The organism is Stenotrophomonas maltophilia (genome assembly GCF_001274595.1).
Lineage (GTDB): Bacteria > Pseudomonadota > Gammaproteobacteria > Xanthomonadales > Xanthomonadaceae > Stenotrophomonas > Stenotrophomonas forensis.
The window spans coordinates 4,256,446-4,272,374 of record NZ_CP011010.1; the positions used below are offsets into that span (position 1 = coordinate 4,256,446).

16 protein-coding genes and 2 riboswitches are annotated in these 15,929 nt (G+C 67.2%); of the genes, 5 read left to right on the forward strand and 11 right to left on the reverse strand.

Annotation, left to right across the window (positions count from 1 at the left end; translation table 11 throughout):
- Positions 1–78: 78 nt before the first annotated feature.
- The gene (locus VN11_RS19365; RefSeq protein WP_053450916.1) at positions 79–858 is read right to left on the reverse strand and encodes an NYN domain-containing protein; all 780 of its coding nucleotides are present in this window, start codon (positions 856–858) and stop codon (positions 79–81) included.
- A gap of 123 nt (positions 859–981) precedes the next feature.
- Between VN11_RS19365 and VN11_RS19370 the strand changes: the two genes are divergently transcribed.
- A complete protein-coding gene (locus VN11_RS19370; RefSeq protein ID WP_053450917.1) occupies positions 982–2,262 on the forward strand; it encodes an NAD(P)/FAD-dependent oxidoreductase in 1,281 nt (426 codons plus the stop codon).
- A gap of 82 nt (positions 2,263–2,344) precedes the next feature.
- Here the strand turns inward: VN11_RS19370 and VN11_RS19375 are convergent, their stop codons facing one another.
- The gene (locus tag VN11_RS19375; RefSeq protein WP_053450918.1) at positions 2,345–2,776 is read right to left on the reverse strand and encodes a nuclear transport factor 2 family protein; all 432 of its coding nucleotides are present in this window, start codon (positions 2,774–2,776) and stop codon (positions 2,345–2,347) included.
- Between the two features lie 71 nt (positions 2,777–2,847).
- On the reverse strand, positions 2,848–3,123 hold the full coding sequence (locus tag VN11_RS19380) for a GIY-YIG nuclease family protein (protein ID WP_049456845.1): 276 nt from the start codon (positions 3,121–3,123) through the stop codon (positions 2,848–2,850).
- 40 nt (positions 3,124–3,163) lie between these two features.
- A riboswitch (glycine riboswitch) is annotated at positions 3,164–3,253 on the forward strand.
- Between the two features lie 13 nt (positions 3,254–3,266).
- Positions 3,267–3,370, forward strand: a riboswitch (glycine riboswitch).
- 84 nt (positions 3,371–3,454) lie between these two features.
- On the opposite strand from VN11_RS19380, the gene VN11_RS19385 reads away from it, so the two are divergent.
- Positions 3,455–4,072 (forward strand): trimeric intracellular cation channel family protein, encoded by a 618-nt coding sequence (locus VN11_RS19385; protein WP_006472906.1) that lies wholly within the window; start codon positions 3,455–3,457, stop codon positions 4,070–4,072.
- 261 nt (positions 4,073–4,333) lie between these two features.
- Here the strand turns inward: VN11_RS19385 and VN11_RS19390 are convergent, their stop codons facing one another.
- The 6 genes from VN11_RS19390 to VN11_RS19415 form a co-directional block, all read right to left on the reverse strand.
- A complete protein-coding gene (locus tag VN11_RS19390) occupies positions 4,334–5,407 on the reverse strand; it encodes a 3-deoxy-7-phosphoheptulonate synthase (protein WP_053450919.1) in 1,074 nt (357 codons plus the stop codon).
- Between the two features lie 295 nt (positions 5,408–5,702).
- Positions 5,703–5,960 carry a hypothetical protein gene (locus tag VN11_RS19395; protein WP_053450920.1) on the reverse strand — a complete coding sequence of 86 codons (258 nt, stop codon included), beginning with the start codon at positions 5,958–5,960 and terminating at the stop codon, positions 5,703–5,705.
- A 113-nt stretch (positions 5,961–6,073) separates the two neighbouring features.
- On the reverse strand, positions 6,074–6,811 hold the full coding sequence (locus tag VN11_RS19400) for a DNA alkylation repair protein (RefSeq protein ID WP_053450921.1): 738 nt from the start codon (positions 6,809–6,811) through the stop codon (positions 6,074–6,076).
- Positions 6,808–7,302 carry a MarR family winged helix-turn-helix transcriptional regulator gene (locus VN11_RS19405; RefSeq protein WP_053450922.1) on the reverse strand — a complete coding sequence of 165 codons (495 nt, stop codon included), beginning with the start codon at positions 7,300–7,302 and terminating at the stop codon, positions 6,808–6,810. The genes VN11_RS19400 and VN11_RS19405 overlap by 4 nt, the downstream gene beginning before the upstream one ends.
- Before the next feature lie 71 nt (positions 7,303–7,373).
- Entirely contained in the window at positions 7,374–8,612 is a 1,239-nt protein-coding gene (locus VN11_RS19410; RefSeq protein ID WP_053451389.1) for a sensor histidine kinase, read from the reverse strand.
- Between the two features lie 92 nt (positions 8,613–8,704).
- The gene (locus VN11_RS19415; protein WP_053450923.1) at positions 8,705–9,412 is read right to left on the reverse strand and encodes a response regulator transcription factor; all 708 of its coding nucleotides are present in this window, start codon (positions 9,410–9,412) and stop codon (positions 8,705–8,707) included.
- Positions 9,413–9,519: 107 nt separating this feature from the next.
- On the opposite strand from VN11_RS19415, the gene VN11_RS19420 reads away from it, so the two are divergent.
- Both VN11_RS19420 and VN11_RS19425 read left to right on the forward strand, forming a co-directional pair.
- A complete protein-coding gene (locus VN11_RS19420; protein WP_053450924.1) occupies positions 9,520–10,449 on the forward strand; it encodes a pepsin/retropepsin-like aspartic protease family protein in 930 nt (309 codons plus the stop codon).
- A gap of 67 nt (positions 10,450–10,516) precedes the next feature.
- The gene (locus VN11_RS19425; RefSeq protein ID WP_053450925.1) at positions 10,517–11,680 is read left to right on the forward strand and encodes a serine hydrolase domain-containing protein; all 1,164 of its coding nucleotides are present in this window, start codon (positions 10,517–10,519) and stop codon (positions 11,678–11,680) included.
- Positions 11,681–11,756: 76 nt separating this feature from the next.
- Here VN11_RS19425 and groL read toward each other — a convergent pair whose 3' ends face one another.
- Together groL and VN11_RS19435 are read right to left on the reverse strand one after the other, a co-directional pair.
- Positions 11,757–13,406 (reverse strand): chaperonin GroEL, encoded by a 1,650-nt coding sequence (gene groL, locus VN11_RS19430; protein ID WP_006473018.1) that lies wholly within the window; start codon positions 13,404–13,406, stop codon positions 11,757–11,759.
- Positions 13,407–13,488: 82 nt separating this feature from the next.
- Complete coding sequence (locus tag VN11_RS19435) at positions 13,489–13,776, reverse strand: co-chaperone GroES (RefSeq protein ID WP_006396661.1); 288 nt, start codon at positions 13,774–13,776, stop codon at positions 13,489–13,491.
- Positions 13,777–14,131: 355 nt separating this feature from the next.
- On the opposite strand from VN11_RS19435, the gene VN11_RS19440 reads away from it, so the two are divergent.
- Positions 14,132–15,922: an endonuclease gene (locus VN11_RS19440; protein ID WP_053450926.1), complete on the forward strand. Its 1,791-nt coding sequence runs from the start codon at positions 14,132–14,134 to the stop codon at positions 15,920–15,922.
- Positions 15,923–15,929: the final 7 nt, after the last annotated feature.

Genomic DNA, 15,929 nt, shown 5'->3' on the forward strand with positions numbered 1-15,929 from the left:
GATACGCCTGATTGGTGTGGGTGTGTGCACGCCGGATGCGGGATCTGGCTTCTGGGCGCTGCCGGCCAGCGGCCGGCACTACCGGTTCTTTTTGGGCAGTGCGCGCACGTAGGAGGATTTGCCGTCCTTCTTCAGTTCGAACAGGCCGATCGCCGCCAACAGATCGCTCAGCTTTCCGTAGCCATAGTTGCGCGGATCGAACGAGGCCTGGTTGCCGATCTGGCTGCCGACCGGGCCAAGATGCGACCAACCATCCTCGCCCTCGGCCGCCGACACCGCACGGCGCAGCATCTTCACCAGCCGGGTATCACTGCGCATTTCCGCACCGCTCTTGCGCGGCCGTGCATCGTCGTTGGTCGCCGGTTCGTTCGAGGCCTGTTCGCTGGAGGCCTGCTCGGCATCCGGAACGCTGGCATGGGTCTGGCCCAGCGCCTCCAGATAAGTGAATTTCGAGCACGCGTTGACGAACGGTTCGGGCGTCTTCTTCTCGCCGAAGCCATACACCTTCACGCCATCGGTCAGCAGCCGCATCACCATCGGGGTGAAATCCGCGTCGCTGGAGACGATGGCGAATCCATCGAGGTTGCGCGCGTACAGCAGGTCCATGGCGTCGATCACCATCGCCATGTCCGAGGCGTTCTTGCCCTTGCTGTAGGCGAACTGCTGGATCGGGCGGATCGCATATTCGTGCAGCACCGCTTCCCAGCCCTTCAACCGCGGGCTCTTCCAGTTGCCGTAGGCGCGACGAACGTTGGCCACGCCGTAGCGGGCCACTTCGGCCAGCACCTCGTCGATCTTCGAAGCCGGCGCATTGTCGGCGTCGATCAACAGGGCGATGCGCTTTTCCGGTTCGCTCATGGGCTCCTCACGGGCGGTTGCCTGAACCCGAGTATCGCCGATCCACGCGGGCGCTGACGTGACAGGCGGCCGCCGTGCGAAGATGCCAGGCGCTTCCCCCAATGCCCCCACTGGAGTGAGTCGATGAGTCGTGAGCGCGTTCCCCACCTGGTCGTTGTCGGCGGTGGTTTTGCCGGTCTCTGGGCCACCCGCGCCCTGGCCCGCGAGCGCATACGCATCACCCTGGTCGACCGCCGCAACCATCACCTGTTCCAGCCGCTGCTGTACCAGGTGGCCACCGCCGGCCTGTCCGCGCCGGATATCGCTGCACCGCTGCGCCATATCCTCGGCCACCAGCGCAATGTGGAAGTCCGCCTCGGCGAAGTGGTGGCCATCGACAAGCAGGCCCGGCAGATCCGCATGGCCGATGGCAGCATGCTGGACTACGACAGCCTGCTGCTGGCCACCGGCGCCACCCACGCCTACTTCGGCAACGACCAATGGGCCGATGATGCGCCCGGCCTGAAAACCCTGGACGATGCCATCGCCCTGCGCCGCAAACTGCTGCTGGCATTCGAGCGTGCCGAGGCCGAACCGGACCCGGCAAAAAAGGCCGCCTGGCTGAGTTTCGCCATCGTCGGCGGTGGCCCCACCGGTGTCGAACTGGCCGGCACGCTGGCCGAGATTGCACGGCACACGCTGCGCAACGAGTTCCGCCACATCGACCCGGCCAGCGCCAAGGTGCGGTTGGTCGAAGCCGGCCCGCGCGTGCTGTCCTCGTTCCCCGAAGTGCTTTCGCTGAAGGCGCGCCGGCAACTGGAAAAGCTGGGCGTGGAAGTGCTGACCGGCACCCCGGTGAGCAGCATCGACAGCCAGGGCTTCATGCTGGGCGAGCAGTTCGTGCCGGCCCGCACCGTGGTATGGGCTGCGGGCGTGGCCGCCTCGCCGCTGGCGCGCACGCTGGACGTGCCGCTGGACCGCGCCGGGCGCGTGCAGGTGCAGCGGGACCTGACCCTGCCCGATCATCCGGAACTGTTCGTGGCCGGTGACCTGGCCGCACTGAACCAGGCCAATGGCAAGCCGGTGCCCGGCGTGGCCCCTGCGGCCAAGCAGATGGGCAAGTACGTGGCCGAGGTGATCCGCGCGCGCCTGCACGGCAAGCCCGCGCCCGGTCCGTTCAAGTACGCCGACTACGGCAACCTGGCCACCATCGGCCGCATGGCGGCCATCGTGCACCTGGGCCGGCTGCAGCTGTCGGGCATCCTGGCCTGGTGGTTCTGGCTGGCCGCGCACGTGTTCTTCCTGATCGGCTTCCGCAACCGCATCGTGGTGCTGCTGAACTGGGCGGTGGCGTACTGGAGCTACCAGCGCAGCGCGCGCATCATCTTCGGTGATGATCAGGAAGACCGACGGCCAAGGCGGTAGGGCCGCGTGCATGTTCCTGTAGAGCCGAGCCATGCTCGGCTGCGCTTCACGCGGATTGCAGAAGCCGAGCGTAGGCTCGGCTCTACTGCGCCTTCGGCTTCGGGTACCACAGCGCATTGACGATGACCCAGCGCTGGTCGAAGCGCCCCATGTGGAAGTAGTCGACGAACCACGGGGTTTCCAGTCGCACCGAGGCCGCGTTGCCGGTCACGTCCAGCACCGTGCAGCGGCGGTCCCATTGATCCTTCGGGGTCTTCAGCGCGCCCTGCTTCGTCAGCGAGACCAGCTCTTCCTTCGACATGCGGCGCAGGCCCAGGCGTTCGTCGGGCGTATCGCCGAGCACCGCGCGCTTGGCCAGGTCCGGATGCAGGGAACGGGCGACGCGCTGCGGATCGGCTTCCAGCTGGCCATCGACGTAGTCGTGGCAGGTGGCTTCGATGGCCGCGATCGTGGCCGGGTCGGCGGCGGGACTCGTTGATGCGGAAAGAGCGAGCAGCAGGGCAATCGTGGACATCCGGGTCTCCAGCTCTGGGCGCGGGGCGATCATCGCATGGGCCGGGCAGCCCATCCACGCATGGCGTGGATCTACAGAAGCGTCCCGGCGGGTGCCTGCAGCCAGGCCAGCTTGCGTTCGCGCGGCTGCTGCTTGAGCTGCCATTCGGCGCGCGAAGCGGCGGCCCGGTCCGGGTACTCGCGCACGGCCAGCACCCGCAGCGGCGGGCGGGCCCGGGTGTAGCGCGCGCCCTTGCCGGCCTGGTGGGCGGCGAAACGTGCCTCCACGTCGGTGCTGATGCCGGCGTAATAGCTGCCATCGCGGCATTCGAGCAGGTACAGGAACCACGGGCGGAGGGACGGGGCCATGGCCGGATTATGCCGTGCTGCACTGCAGCGGATATACTGGCGCCCGAATGCAGGAGAGAGGCGCCGCGCTGGCGCCCGCCGAAGGCGCAGGCTCCCATGATCGCTCAGGCCGGTGGGCTGGAATCCCACCAACCATGCATTCGACTCGCCGAGCTGGAGAGAGGTCACCGGGCACGCCCGGGACGATCCGCCGAAGGGGCACGCGGCCAACGCCGCTGAACTCTCAGGCAAAAGGACAGCGGGAGCGGCACCGGTCATCGTCATCCCGTCATTGCGCATGCAGGGGCGGTGGTCGCGCATGGCCGGCCCCACCGCGCCCGGAGCCTGCCCCATGCTGCTGTCCATCATCTACCTGATCGCCATTTCCGCCGAAGCCATGACCGGCGCGCTGTCTGCCGGCCGCCGCCGCATGGACCTGTTCGGCGTGGTCATGATCGCCTGCGTCACTGCCCTCGGCGGTGGTTCGCTGCGCGACATCCTGCTCGGCCACTATCCACTGGGCTGGGTGAAGCATCCCGAGTACCTTGCCTTCACCGTATGCGCGGCGCTGATCGCCACCTGGGTGGCGCGCTGGATGCACCACTTCCGCCGCACCTTCCTGGTGCTCGACGGGCTGGGCCTGATCGCCTTCACCCTGATCGGCTGCTCGATCGCGCGCGAGGCCGGCCATGCCACGCCCATCGTGCTGATCGCCGGCATGCTGACCGGTGCCTTCGGCGGCGTGCTGCGCGACATCCTCTGCAACGAGGTGCCGCTGATCTTCCAGAAGGAGCTGTACGCGATCATTTCGCTGCTGACCGGTGCGGTGTACCTGTTGCTGCTGCATTGGGGCGTGGCCGACGCGACCGCGATCCTGTGCTGCCTCGGCGGCGGCTTCGCGCTGCGCCTGCTGGCGATCCACTACCGCTGGGAAATGCCGAAGTTCGTGTACCACGACGAAGTGCATTGAGGTCTGCGTTCGGCGAGCGCGGGGTTCCAAGCATTGGGAGCCCGCGCTTCGCGCGATGGTCGAGCATGGCTCGACTCTACAAAGGGCGATATCCACGCAGGGCGTAGATATCCTGCCACCCCGGCGATGTACCTGGCGCTGTCGCTCATGCGCAGCGCCAGGCGCATCGCCGGTGCGGACGGGTCGGCCTCCAACTCCGACCGACCCTGATCGCGGCCGCACCCCCGCAGGCGCTGGCCGCCATCCACACACGTGCCGCAATCAAGCGGCTTCAGACACCTTTACTTCACGACGGGCGCGCACGGCCGCAGCCAGTCGCTCCAGCACCGTCACGGTGGTGTCCCAGTCGATGCAGCCATCGGTGATGCTCTGCCCGTAGACCAGCGGCTGGCCCTCCACCAGTTCCTGGCGGCCACCGACCAGATGGCTCTCGATCATCACACCAACGATGCGCTGTTCGCCGTCTTCCAACTGAACGGCGATGTCCTCGATCACCTTCGGCTGGTTGTCCGGGTTCTTCAGGCTGTTGGCGTGGCTGGCGTCGATCATCAGGCGGGTCGGCAGCTTGGCCTTGGCCAGCGCCTGGCAGGCCTCGGCAACACTGCCTGCGTCGTAGTTCGGCTGCTTGCCGCCGCGCAGGATCACATGGCAGTCCGGATTGCCGGTGGTCGAGACGATGGCGGTGCCGCCCTGCTTGGTGACCGACAGGAAATGATGCGGATTGGAGGCAGCCCCCACCGCGTCAGCAGCGATCTTGACGTTGCCATCGGTGCCGTTCTTGAAGCCGACCGGGCACGACAGCCCCGAGGCCAGTTCGCGGTGCACCTGGCTTTCGGTGGTGCGCGCACCAATCGCGCCCCAGGCCACCAGGTCGGCGATGTACTGCGGCGAGATCACATCGAGGAATTCGACACCGGCCGGCAGGCCAAGCTTGTTGATGTCGCGCAGCAGGCCGCGGGCGATGCGCAGGCCCTTGTCGATCCTGAAGCTGCCGTCCAGGTCGGGGTCGTTGATCAGGCCCTTCCAGCCCACCGTGGTGCGCGGCTTCTCGAAGTACACGCGCATGACGATTTCCAGTTCGCCGGCCAGCGCATCGCGCAGTGGCTTCAGGCGCTGGGCGTACTCGATGGCCGCATGCGGATCGTGGATCGAGCACGGGCCCACCACCACCGCCAGGCGGTCATCACGGCCGTGCAGGATCTGGTGCAGGGCCGCGCGCGAGGCGCTGACGGTGTCGGAGGCTTCATCGTCACACGGCAGCATCGCCAGCAGCTGGGCAGGCGCTGTCAGCGGTTCGATGGTGCGGATACGCAGGTCGTCGGTGTGCGGGGGCATTGCGGGGGTTCTCCGGAACGTTGGGGGTCCCCAGCGTGGCGGCATGAAAAAAGCCGCCAGGTTCGCTGGCGGCTTTCGGGAATGCGTCTGAAGCTTTCTTCAGGGTGAGCGCAGTCCTTCCTCCGCCAGAGGCTTCGGAAAGTAATACCAGTAAAAGCGGGTGGCGGCTGCGTTCATGGGATGTATTGATAGCACAGCTTCTGCGCAGTGCAAAATGTTTCATCCGCAACTGGGGACGCGGTTCAGCGAGGTGCGCGCCGGCGCGGCCCATGCGGCGGCAACCACGCGAAGTCGCTCATCTGCCATGCACTTCCACATCCAGCAGCAGGCCTTCATGGATGTCGGCCCAGCGCTCCAGCACGCGGCCCAGCTCCTGCCGGGCCTCGTCCAGCTGCTCGGGGTTGAGCAGCGAGCGCGCGGTGTAGAGATCGGAGACCAGCCGCCGCAGGACCGCTTCGGGAATGGCCACCGACGGTCCCTCCTGTTCCGGCAGCTGCAACGCCGGGGTTTCACCCAAAGGGCCGAACAGCGTGACCTGGAGCGTGCTCTGCATGATCAACTTCCCTGCGGACGGACATGGGCAATGCACTGTTTACCGTGTCTGGGTGACAGGCGCATGTGCCATGCCCGCTTGAATGGCCGGGGCTAGCCGGTCAGCGGCCGACGCTACCGCAGCGAGCGCGATGCGCGTTTGCGGACATAGGCGTTGGCGGCACTGGGGTGCTCGTGCTGCCAGCGCACGCACAGGTCACGCAACCATTGCGGCTGCGTCTTGCCGGCATCGTTGAGCCAATTGCCGACCGAGTCCTGCACATAGCGTTCAGGGTCGTCGGCCAGTGCTTCCAGCAACGGCAATGCCTGTTGCGGATGCTGCTTGAACAGCGCGACATGCGTGGCCCAGACACCGCGCGGACGCAATGCTTCGCAGGCGAACCGGCGCAGGTACGGCGATGCTTCCTGTGTCCACGGTTGCAGGTACTCAAGCGCCTGCATCGGCGCGGTAACGATATCCGTGCGCAACGCCAGCCAGGCCCATTCGCGCACACCGAAGTGCGGGTCATCGGCCAGCGTGCGCATCTGCTGCAGCTTCTCTGCCAGGGTTGCGCGGGCATCACTGCCGATCAGGTAGCAGGCCCAGCCACGCACGGTATCGGAGTTGTGATGCTGCCAGAGCGCAGGCGCGCCCTGCCCCGCCTCGCGCAGCAGTTGCGCGGCCAGGGCCATGCGCTGGGTGATGCCCTTGCCTGCAGCGTCGTACATGCGCTGCAGCGCTGCCGGTTCAAGCGACGGCGTCACGCACCGCAGCAACTCACCGAAGTCCACCGCCAGGCACTCGGCCAGATGGGTCGTCGCAACGCGGCCGCTGTTGAGCGCGTGCAGGCGTTGCGTGGTCATCGCGCTCATGCCCCGCGCCCGGCGTCGGTGTGCAGCCAGACCTTATGCAGCAGCTGCGAAAGCTGCTGCTGCTCGCTCGCATCCAGGCCATCGAACAGGCCACCGATCCACTGCGTGTGCTGTTCGAACACTGCCTCTGCCAGGCGCCTACCCTGTGCGGTCAGGACGATCTGAAGGCGACGGCCATCTTCCGCATCGCCGCGACGCTGTAGCAGGCCTTCGCGTTGCAGGCCATCGAGCAGGCCGCTGATGGTGGCGCGGGTGACGCCCGCGCGTTCGGCCAGCGCATGCGGCGGCAGCGTGCCACCGGCACCGTGCAGCAGGAACAGCACGATGAAGCGGCCTTCGCTGAGCCCATGTGGCGCCAGCCGGCTGGCGCAGTCGTGATCGATCGCCGAAGACAACGACAGCAACTGGAAGCACAGCCGCAGCAGGGCGACATTGCTGTGGCCACGTCGCTGCGCTTCCTCCAGCAGGGCATGGTGCTTGGCTTCGATCATCGGCCGCATGATTATGATTAGGCAGCTAATCATAATATGAAAATAACGTCAGGGTCGATCAAGTGTTGATGTCAGGAGTGCTTTGCCAGCAGCAGCCGGGCGATCAGTCCGCCGCCTTCGCGGGGCAGCAGCAGCAGCTCGCCACCATGCCGTCGCGCGACGTTGGCAGCGACCGCCAGGCCCAGCCCGGTCCCACCGGTAGTGCGGCTGCGTGAGCCCTCGCTGCGCTGGAAGGGCAGCAGCAGGCGCGCGCGGTCGGCCTGGTCGACGCCGGGGCCGCGATCCATCACGTCCAGCTGCACCACGTTGCCGGACAGGGCGGCCTGCAGCTGTACCGCCCCCGCGTAGCGATCAGCGTTGTCGATGAGATTGTCGATCGCCCGCCGCAGCAACAGCGCGTCCCCCTGCCACGACAGCGCATCCGGTCCGTCGAGGGAGATATCGACGCCGCGCAGCAGCGCGCTCTGCACGCATTCCTCCAGCAGCGCGGCCAGGTCGAGTGGGCGCATCTGCAATGGCTGCAGCTCGCCACGCGCATAGTCGAGGACCTGCTCGATCATCGTGTCCATGCGCTCGATGTCGGCCACCATCCGCGCCGCCTGTTGTGGTGGCGCGAACTCCGCACGCAGGCGCAGGCCGGTCAACGGTGTGCGCAGATCGTGCGCGACGGCGGCGAGCATGCGGGTCATCTCCTGCGCCTGTTCGTGCAACCGCTCGCGCCCGGCGCTGATCGCGCGGGCCAGTATCTGCACCTCGCGTGGGCCGTCGTCCGGAAGCGGTGTGCTGGCCTGCAGGTCCACGTTGGCGCTGGCCTCGGCCAGCCGCCGCAGGGGCCGGCCAAGGCGGATCGCGGCCCATGCAGCCAACGGTGCCAGCAGCACGGTTCCCGCCACCAGCGCCAGCACGACCTGCCGGCGCCACGCTGCCAGATCGCTGTGGTCGCTGCCCACTACCTGCCATCGACCATCAGCCCGACGCACGGCCAGTTCGAACGGCGTCCACTGCATTGCGGTCAGCACCGCGACCTGCGCCTGCAATGCATCCGCACGCGCTTTGGCGTCGAGCACGGCGCCGCCTTCGATGACCTGCACCTCCGGAGCCTTGCCGCGGCTGCTCCAGACCAGCTTTACGTGCTCCAGCGGCTGGCCCAGCTGCGCGGCCACCAGCTGGGTGAGCCAGTCATTGCTGAGGCCCTGGGGTGGAGACACGCGGGTTTCCAGGTGCAGGCCCAACATCGCGGCGGAGCGTTCACCCCGTAGCACCTGCATGGCCTGGTCCAGCCGCATCGGCGGCGGCGGCGGTCGTGGCATCCAGCCCACCACCGCCACGCTGACCAGGGTGGCCAGCAGCAGGCTGGCCAGGGCCAGCGTCGCGACCCAGCGCGCGGTGGACCAGCGCGCCCTCACAGCACCTCCACCTCCGCGTCGAAGCGATAGCCTTCGCCGCGCAGCGTCTGCACCAGTGCCTCGGCGCCGGGTGCCGCGTGGCCCAGCCTGCGGCGCAGGCGGCTGATCGCCAGGTCGACAGCACGGTCGACGCTCTCGCTGTCCTCGCCCCGGGTCAACGACAGCAGCTGCTCGCGTCCCAGCACCCGCCCTGCGCGCTCGGCGAGCGCCAACAACAGGGCAAATTCGCCGCGGCTGAGCGCCAGCTCGTTGCCATCGGGCGCAAGCAGGCGGCGTTGCTCGGGAAACAATCGCCAGCCGCAGAAACGCAGCTCGCTGGCCACCTGGATGCGCAGCTTGTCCTGCCGGCGCAGCAGTGCCCGCACCCGCGCCAGCAGTTCGCGCGGATCGAAAGGTTTGGCCAGATAGTCATCGGCCCCCATTTCCAGACCGATCACGCGATCCGGTGCGGTGCCCATCGCCGACAGCATCAGGATCGGGATGGCGCGTGCCTGCAGCCGGCGGCACACCGACAGGCCATCCTCGCCCGGCATCATCCAGTCCAGGATGATCGCGTCCGGCCGCTCGCTCTGCAGCAGCACATCCAACGCCGCGGCGTCGGCGGCCACACGCACCTGGTAGCCGTGCAGCATCAGGCAGTCGGCAATGGCATCACGGATGCTGGCATCGTCATCGACAACGATGACCCGGGCGGGAGTGTTCATGCGGCCAGTATCGTGCAGGTGTGTATCAGGACGGTATCAACGCCGATATTCCCGCGATACGCCGATGCGCGCCAATGGGCCTCCCCATTCAACCCAGGAGACTTCCCGTGCGCCTCGCCCTGTTGCCCCTGCTTGCCGCCGCCTTCCCCACGCTGGCCGCCGACACCCCCGAACATGTGCTGCCGATGTGGATGCAGGGCGGGCACCCGACGGTGGCGCTTTCGCTGGACGGCCGGGCCGAACCGCTGCGCTTCGTGGTCGACAGTGCGGCCGGCGCCACGCTGGTCGATGGGCGCGTGGTACGCCGTTACGGCCTGGTCGATGGCACGGCCGAGGTTTCGATCGCCCAAGGCGCCAGTACCTCGGGCGCGCAGCTGCGGCGCACGCGCACCACCACCTGGCAGCTCGGCAGCTGGCAGCTGCAGGCCAGCGCACTGCAGGCCGATCTGGCGTCGCTGACCAAGGGCGACGACCCCGCCATCGACGGCTTGGTCGGCAATGACCTGACCGCACGCTGGGACACCCGTTGGGACTTCGTTCGAGGTGAGCTGTCGCTGTCGAGAACCGGCACCCTCCACTTCGACGATGACAGCTGCCAGGCCAATGCACTGCCGGACCGCGCCGAGGGCCTGCGCGATTTCGGATTCATCACCCTCACCTTCGGCGGAACGAACATCGCTGCCGTTGCCGTGGTCGATACCGGCGCTGCGCAGACCGTACTCAACGATGCCGCCGCGCGCGCCCTGGGATTGCGCACCGATGGCAGCGATCCGCGCGTGCGCGTACGCAGCAAGGGCACCGAGGGCCTGGGCGGAAAGCCGCACCCGACCTGGCTGTATACCCTGCCCGGCCTGCGCAGCGACGGTTGGCAGCACCCGGCCATGGAGGTCAGGATCAGTGAGCTGCCGGTGTTCAAGGCCATCGGATTGGACAAGCGCCCCGCGCTGATCCTGGGCGCCGATGCCATGCGCGGTGGCCAGGTCGACATCAGCACAGGCGCGGCGCGGATCTGCCTGCGCCGCCCGACCGCCAGCTGAGGCCAGACCATGACGCCGGCGGCGGGCTGGCGTAGCATCGCGCCACGTCCTGCCAGGAGGTCCACGCATGCGCCGTGCTGCCCTGTTGTTGCTGACGCTGTTGCCGCTGGCCGTACTGGCCGCACCACCCCCGGTACCCTCGCCGGCCCGCGTCGATGCCGAAGCGCAGCGGCTGATGCGGGCCGCACAGGCGCGTGGCATGGCGCTGGCGGTGATCGATGGCGGCAAGGTGGTGCACGTGGCCGCCTATGGCGAACGCAATGCCGCAGGCGAGCCGCTGCGCACCGACACCGTGATGTACGCCGCCTCGCTGACCAAGATGGCGTTCGGTCATCTGGTCGCACAGCTGGCACAGGATGCGCGGATCGGGCTGGACGCCAGCATCGCCACAGCACTGGACAAGCCGCTGCCGGACTACCCGCCCGAGCCAAAGAAGTACGCCGACTACAGCGTGCTGGCCGATGATCCGCGCTGGCGCCAGCTCACCCCGCGCCTGCTGCTCAACCACGCCAGTGGCTTTGCCAACTTCGGGTTCCTCGAACCGGACGGCCGGCTGAAGTTCCACTTCGATCCGGGCAGCCGCTATGGCTATTCCGGCGAAGGGTTGATCCTGCTGCAGTTCGTGATCGAACGCGGGCGGCTGGGCGAGGATGTGGGCGCGTTGATGCAGCAGCGGGTGTTCGACCGCTTCGGCATGACCCGCACCAGCATGATGTGGCGCGAGGATTTCGCCGGCAATCTGGCCGATGGCTGGACCGCGCAGGGCGCCGCCGAGCCGCACGATGAGCGCAGCCGCGTGCGCGCGGCCGGCTCGATGGATACCACCATCGGCGACATGGCCCGCTTCGCCGCCGGCTATGTGCGTGGCGACGGGCTGTCTGCATCGATGCGCAGGGAGCTGGTGCGGCCGCAGCTGCCGATCACCACTGCCAGCCAGTTCCCCACCCTGCAGCCGGAGCTGCCGCCTGCACAACGGCACCGGGACCTGGCGGCGGGGCTGGGCGTGGTGACCTTCCAGGGCCCGCAGGGTGCCGGCTTCTACAAGGGCGGCCATGATGATGCGGTGGGCAATACGCTGGTGTGCATCGAACAGGGCCAGCGCTGCGTGGTGATCCTGGGCAACGATGTACGTGCCGAGGCGGCGTTCCCGGCGTTGGTGCGCTTCGTGCTGGGTGAAACCGGCGCGCCCTGGGAATGGGAGTACGGGGCGAAGAAGCCGTTCGTGCGTTGACTGCATCGCCCACCACGCCCACAAAAAAAACCCCGCCTTGCGGCGGGGTTCTTCATTGCTTCGGGAATGCGTGGACTTAGAAGTCCATGCCGCCCATGCCACCCATGCCGCCCATGCCACCGGCGCCACCCATGGCCGGCTCGTCCTTCTTCGGAGCTTCGGCAACCATGGCTTCGGTGGTGATCATCAGGCCAGCGATCGAGGCAGCGTTCTGCAGCGCCGAACGGGTCACCTTGGTCGGGTCCAGGATGCCGAACTGCAGCATGTCGCCGAACTCGCCGGTGGCGGCGTTGTAGCCGAAGCTGCCGGTGCCTTCCTTGACCTTGTTGATGATGACCGACGGTTCTTCACCGGCGTTGGCGACGATTTCGCGCAGCGGGGCTTCCATCGCACGCAGGGCGATCTGGATGCCGTGGTTCTGGTCTTCGTTGGCGCCCTTCAGGCCAGCCAGCGAGGTGACCGCACGGACCAGGGCAACGCCGCCGCCCGGGACCACGCCTTCTTCAACGGCTGCACGGGTAGCGTGCAGGGCGTCGTCGACGCGATCCTTCTTTTCCTTCATTTCGATTTCGGTCGAGGCACCGACCTTGATCACGGCAACGCCGCCGGCCAGCTTGGCCACGCGTTCCTGCAGCTTCTCGCGATCGTAATCGGAGGAGGTGTCCTGGATCTGGGTCTTGATCTGGCCGACGCGTGCGTCGACGGCAGCCTTGTCACCCACGCCATCGATGATGGTGGTGTTTTCCTTGGAGACCTGCACCTTCTTGGCGCGGCCGAGGTCCTTGATGGTGGCCTTTTCCAGCGACAGGCCCACTTCTTCGGAGATCACGGTACCGCCGGTCAGCACGGCCATGTCTTCCAGCATCGCCTTGCGACGGTCGCCGAAGCCCGGTGCCTTGACGGCCACGACCTTGACGATGCCACGGATGGTGTTGACCACCAGGGTCGCCAGCGCTTCGCCTTCGACTTCTTCGGCAACGATCAGCAGCGGCTTGCCGGCCTTGGCGACGCCTTCCAGCACCGGCAGCAGGTCACGGACGTTGGAGATCTTCTTGTCGTGCAGCAGGATGAACGGGTCATCCAGGTCAGCGGTCTGCGACTGCTGGTTGTTGATGAAGTACGGGGACAGGTAGCCGCGGTCGAACTGCATGCCCTTGACCACGTCCAGCTCGTTGTCCAGGCCCGAGCCTTCTTCAACGGTGATCACGCCTTCCTTGCCGACTTCCTTCATCGCGTCAGCGATGATCTGGCCGATCGACTCGTCCGAGTTGGCCGAGATGGTACCGACCTGGGCAATGGCCTTGTCGTCGGCGGTCGGCTTGGAGATGTTCTTCAGCTCGGCAACGGCGGCCACGACGGCCTTGTCGATACCACGCTTGAGGTCCATCGGGTTCATGCCGGCGGCAACGGCCTTGGCACCTTCGCGGATCAGGGCCTGGGCCAGCACGGTGGCGGTGGTGGTGCCGTCGCCGGCGTCGTCGTTGGTGCGCGAAGCAACTTCCTTCACCATCTGCGCGCCCATGTTCTCGAACTTGTCAGCCAGTTCGATTTCCTTGGCGACGGAGACGCCGTCCTTGGTGATGGTCGGAGCGCCGAAGCTCTTTTCCAGCACGACGTTGCGGCCCTTCGGGCCCAGGGTAGCCTTGACGGCATTGGCGAGAACGTTGACGCCGCGCACCATGCGCGAACGGGCGTCTTCACCGAAACGAATATCCTTGGCAGCCATTGCGATTACCTCGATAGTTTGCGCCGGGCCGGGCCCGGCGACGAAAGGGGATGTCTTACAGGAAAGCAGGTCGCGCCGAGGCTCAGCCGATGACGGCGAGCACGTCGTCTTCGCGCAGGACCTTGTACTCGACGCCTTCGCTCTTGTACGAGCTGCCGGCGTACTGGCCGTAGATGACCTTGTCGCCAACCTTCAGCGACGGCGCGCGCACGCTGCCGTTGTCCAGCGGCTTGCCCGGGCCGACGGCCACGACTTCACCCTTGGTGGACTTTTCCTTGGCCGAATCCGGAATGACGATGCCACCGGCGGAGATTTCGTCGGCTTCGATCGGCTTGACCACAACGCGGTCGTGCAGCGGCTTGATGCTCATGAGAGACCTCTTAAGTTATTGATTGGTCTGAAAAAGTCTGGCGATGTTAGCACTCACCCCAGGTGACTGCCAGCATTGCTCGCGAAAAAGCCCGACGAATCGGGAGCAGGACAGAGATGGAGCTGCCCCAGGGCCTTTCAAGGCCGCCGCCGGAAAAAATTTCATCGTGCCGGAGCCGGACACCCACGTCCGCGTGAAGACTGCGCGTCGCGTGCGGTGCGGCATCCCCACAGGGGAATCCTCGACATTTGGTGATCCGCGTCGCACTGTCAGATATCTGACGTTCATTTACGACAAAGTGTCACTGGATCGGCCTTAGGCTCGGCCGCGCATTCCCAATCACAAGGAGTAGTCGATGCGATTGCTGTCCCCGCTTGCCGCCGCCTGCCTGCTGGCGCTGGCCGCCGCGCCGGCCCAGGCCGAGGTCTTCATCAACGAACTGCACTACGACGACAGCACCCCGGCCGGTGACGTCGGCGAAGCGATCGAGGTCGTGGCCACGGCCGGCGAGGACCTGTCCGGCTACCGCCTGTACCTGTACAACGGCGCCAACGCCTCGGCCGCGGTGGTCTACGCCAACAACCCGGTGCCGGCCGGCACCGCCGCCGGCTGCGGCAGCGCCACCATCGCGGTGGTCAACTACCCGACCAACGGCCTCCAGAACGGCCCGAACGACGGCATCGCCCTGGTCGATGCCAGCGGCAAGGTGGTCCAGTTCCTCAGCTATGAGGGCGCCATCACCGCTTCCGGTGGCCCCGCTGCCGGGATGACCAGCCAGAACATTCCGGTGGCCGAGACCAACAGCACGGCGCCGGGCACCTCGCTGCAGCTGACCGGCAGCGGCAGCCAGTACGCGCACTTCACCTGGGCCGAGTCGGCCAGACAGACATTCGGCAGCTGCAACAACGGCCAGACCTTCAGCGGCGGTGGCACCCCGGGCCCGAACACGCCGCCGTCGGTGTCCACCACCACCCCGGCGCAGGGCAGCACCACCTTCCCGGCCGCCGCCGATCTGGAAGTGGTGTTCAGCGAGACGGTGAACCTGGCCAGCGGTGCCTTCGCGCTGAGCTGTGGCACCTCCGGCAGCGTGCCGCTGACCTTCCCGGCCAGCGGACGCAGCGTGAAGCTGTCCACCAACACCGCGCTGGTGGCCGGCGAGGCCTGCCGCTTCGACATCCGCGCCGCGCGCATCACCGACCTGCAGGGCGCGCACCCGGCCGCCGACAGCCGCATCGCCTTCACCGTGGCCAGCACCGGCGGCAATCCCGACCCGGGCAACCCGGGCGTGCCGGCCGGCTACTACGCGAAGGTGAACACCTCCAGCCCCAGCCAGCTGCGCTGCTCGCTGCATGCCACCATCAAGGGTCATACCGCGTACCCGTACAGCGGCTCGGGCACCAGCACCTGGACCATCCTGGAGATCGCCGACGAGGATCCGAACAACAGCGGCAGGATCCTGGATGCGTACCGCAACCGCAGCTACGCCAAGGTGACCGATCGCGCCGGCAGCGGCAGTGGCCTGAAGTACAACCGCGAGCACACCTGGCCGAACTCGCTGGGCTTTGCCAGCACCACCGGTGACAAGGGCCTGCCGTATGCGCCCTACACCGACACCCACATGCTGTACCTGACCGACGCGCAGTGGAACGCCGACCGTGGCAACAAGCCGTTCGCCAAGTGCGACGCCAACTGCGGCGAGCGCGCCACCGAAGCCAACAACGGCCAGGGCGGCGGCAGCGGCGGCTACCCGGGCAATTCCAACTGGGTGCGCACGCCGGACGGCAACGCTGGCACCTTCGAGGTGTGGGGCAAGCGCAAGGGCGACATGGCGCGTGCGGTGATGTACATGGCGATCCGCTACGAGGGCGGCAAGGATGCGGCCACCGGCCAGTCCGAGCCGGACCTGGAGCTGACCGACGACCGCAGCAAGATCGTCAAGACCAGCAGCTCGCCGGCCTACATGGGCCTGCTTTCGACGCTGATCGATTGGCACCTGTCCGACCCGCCGGATGACGCCGAGCGCTCGCGCAATGACGTGATCTACTCGTTCCAGGGCAACCGCAACCCGTTCATCGACCACCCCGAGTGGGCCACCCCGGCCCTGTTCACCTCGGCCAAGCCGGCCACCTGCCAGCTGGCCAACTGACCGCGCA

Coding starts and splice junctions, on each gene's coding strand:
- VN11_RS19400 (WP_053450921.1), bottom strand. CDS start 6,811: ATGAGCGCGATGACCACGCAACGCCTGCACGCGCTCAACAGCGGCCGC.
- VN11_RS19375 (WP_053450918.1), bottom strand. CDS start 2,776: ATGTCCACGATTGCCCTGCTGCTCGCTCTTTCCGCATCAACGAGTCCC.
- VN11_RS19405 (WP_053450922.1), bottom strand. CDS start 7,302: ATGATCGAAGCCAAGCACCATGCCCTGCTGGAGGAAGCGCAGCGACGT.
- groL (WP_006473018.1), bottom strand. CDS start 13,406: ATGGCTGCCAAGGATATTCGTTTCGGTGAAGACGCCCGTTCGCGCATG.
- VN11_RS19415 (WP_053450923.1), bottom strand. CDS start 9,412: ATGAACACTCCCGCCCGGGTCATCGTTGTCGATGACGATGCCAGCATC.
- VN11_RS19370 (WP_053450917.1), top strand. CDS start 982: ATGAGTCGTGAGCGCGTTCCCCACCTGGTCGTTGTCGGCGGTGGTTTT.
- VN11_RS19380 (WP_049456845.1), bottom strand. CDS start 3,123: ATGGCCCCGTCCCTCCGCCCGTGGTTCCTGTACCTGCTCGAATGCCGC.
- VN11_RS19395 (WP_053450920.1), bottom strand. CDS start 5,960: ATGCAGAGCACGCTCCAGGTCACGCTGTTCGGCCCTTTGGGTGAAACC.
- VN11_RS19365 (WP_053450916.1), bottom strand. CDS start 858: ATGAGCGAACCGGAAAAGCGCATCGCCCTGTTGATCGACGCCGACAAT.
- VN11_RS19425 (WP_053450925.1), top strand. CDS start 10,517: ATGCGCCGTGCTGCCCTGTTGTTGCTGACGCTGTTGCCGCTGGCCGTA.
- VN11_RS19435 (WP_006396661.1), bottom strand. CDS start 13,776: ATGAGCATCAAGCCGCTGCACGACCGCGTTGTGGTCAAGCCGATCGAA.
- VN11_RS19410 (WP_053451389.1), bottom strand. CDS start 8,612: ATGCCACGACCGCCGCCGCCGCCGATGCGGCTGGACCAGGCCATGCAG.
- VN11_RS19390 (WP_053450919.1), bottom strand. CDS start 5,407: ATGCCCCCGCACACCGACGACCTGCGTATCCGCACCATCGAACCGCTG.
- VN11_RS19385 (WP_006472906.1), top strand. CDS start 3,455: ATGCTGCTGTCCATCATCTACCTGATCGCCATTTCCGCCGAAGCCATG.
- VN11_RS19440 (WP_053450926.1), top strand. CDS start 14,132: ATGCGATTGCTGTCCCCGCTTGCCGCCGCCTGCCTGCTGGCGCTGGCC.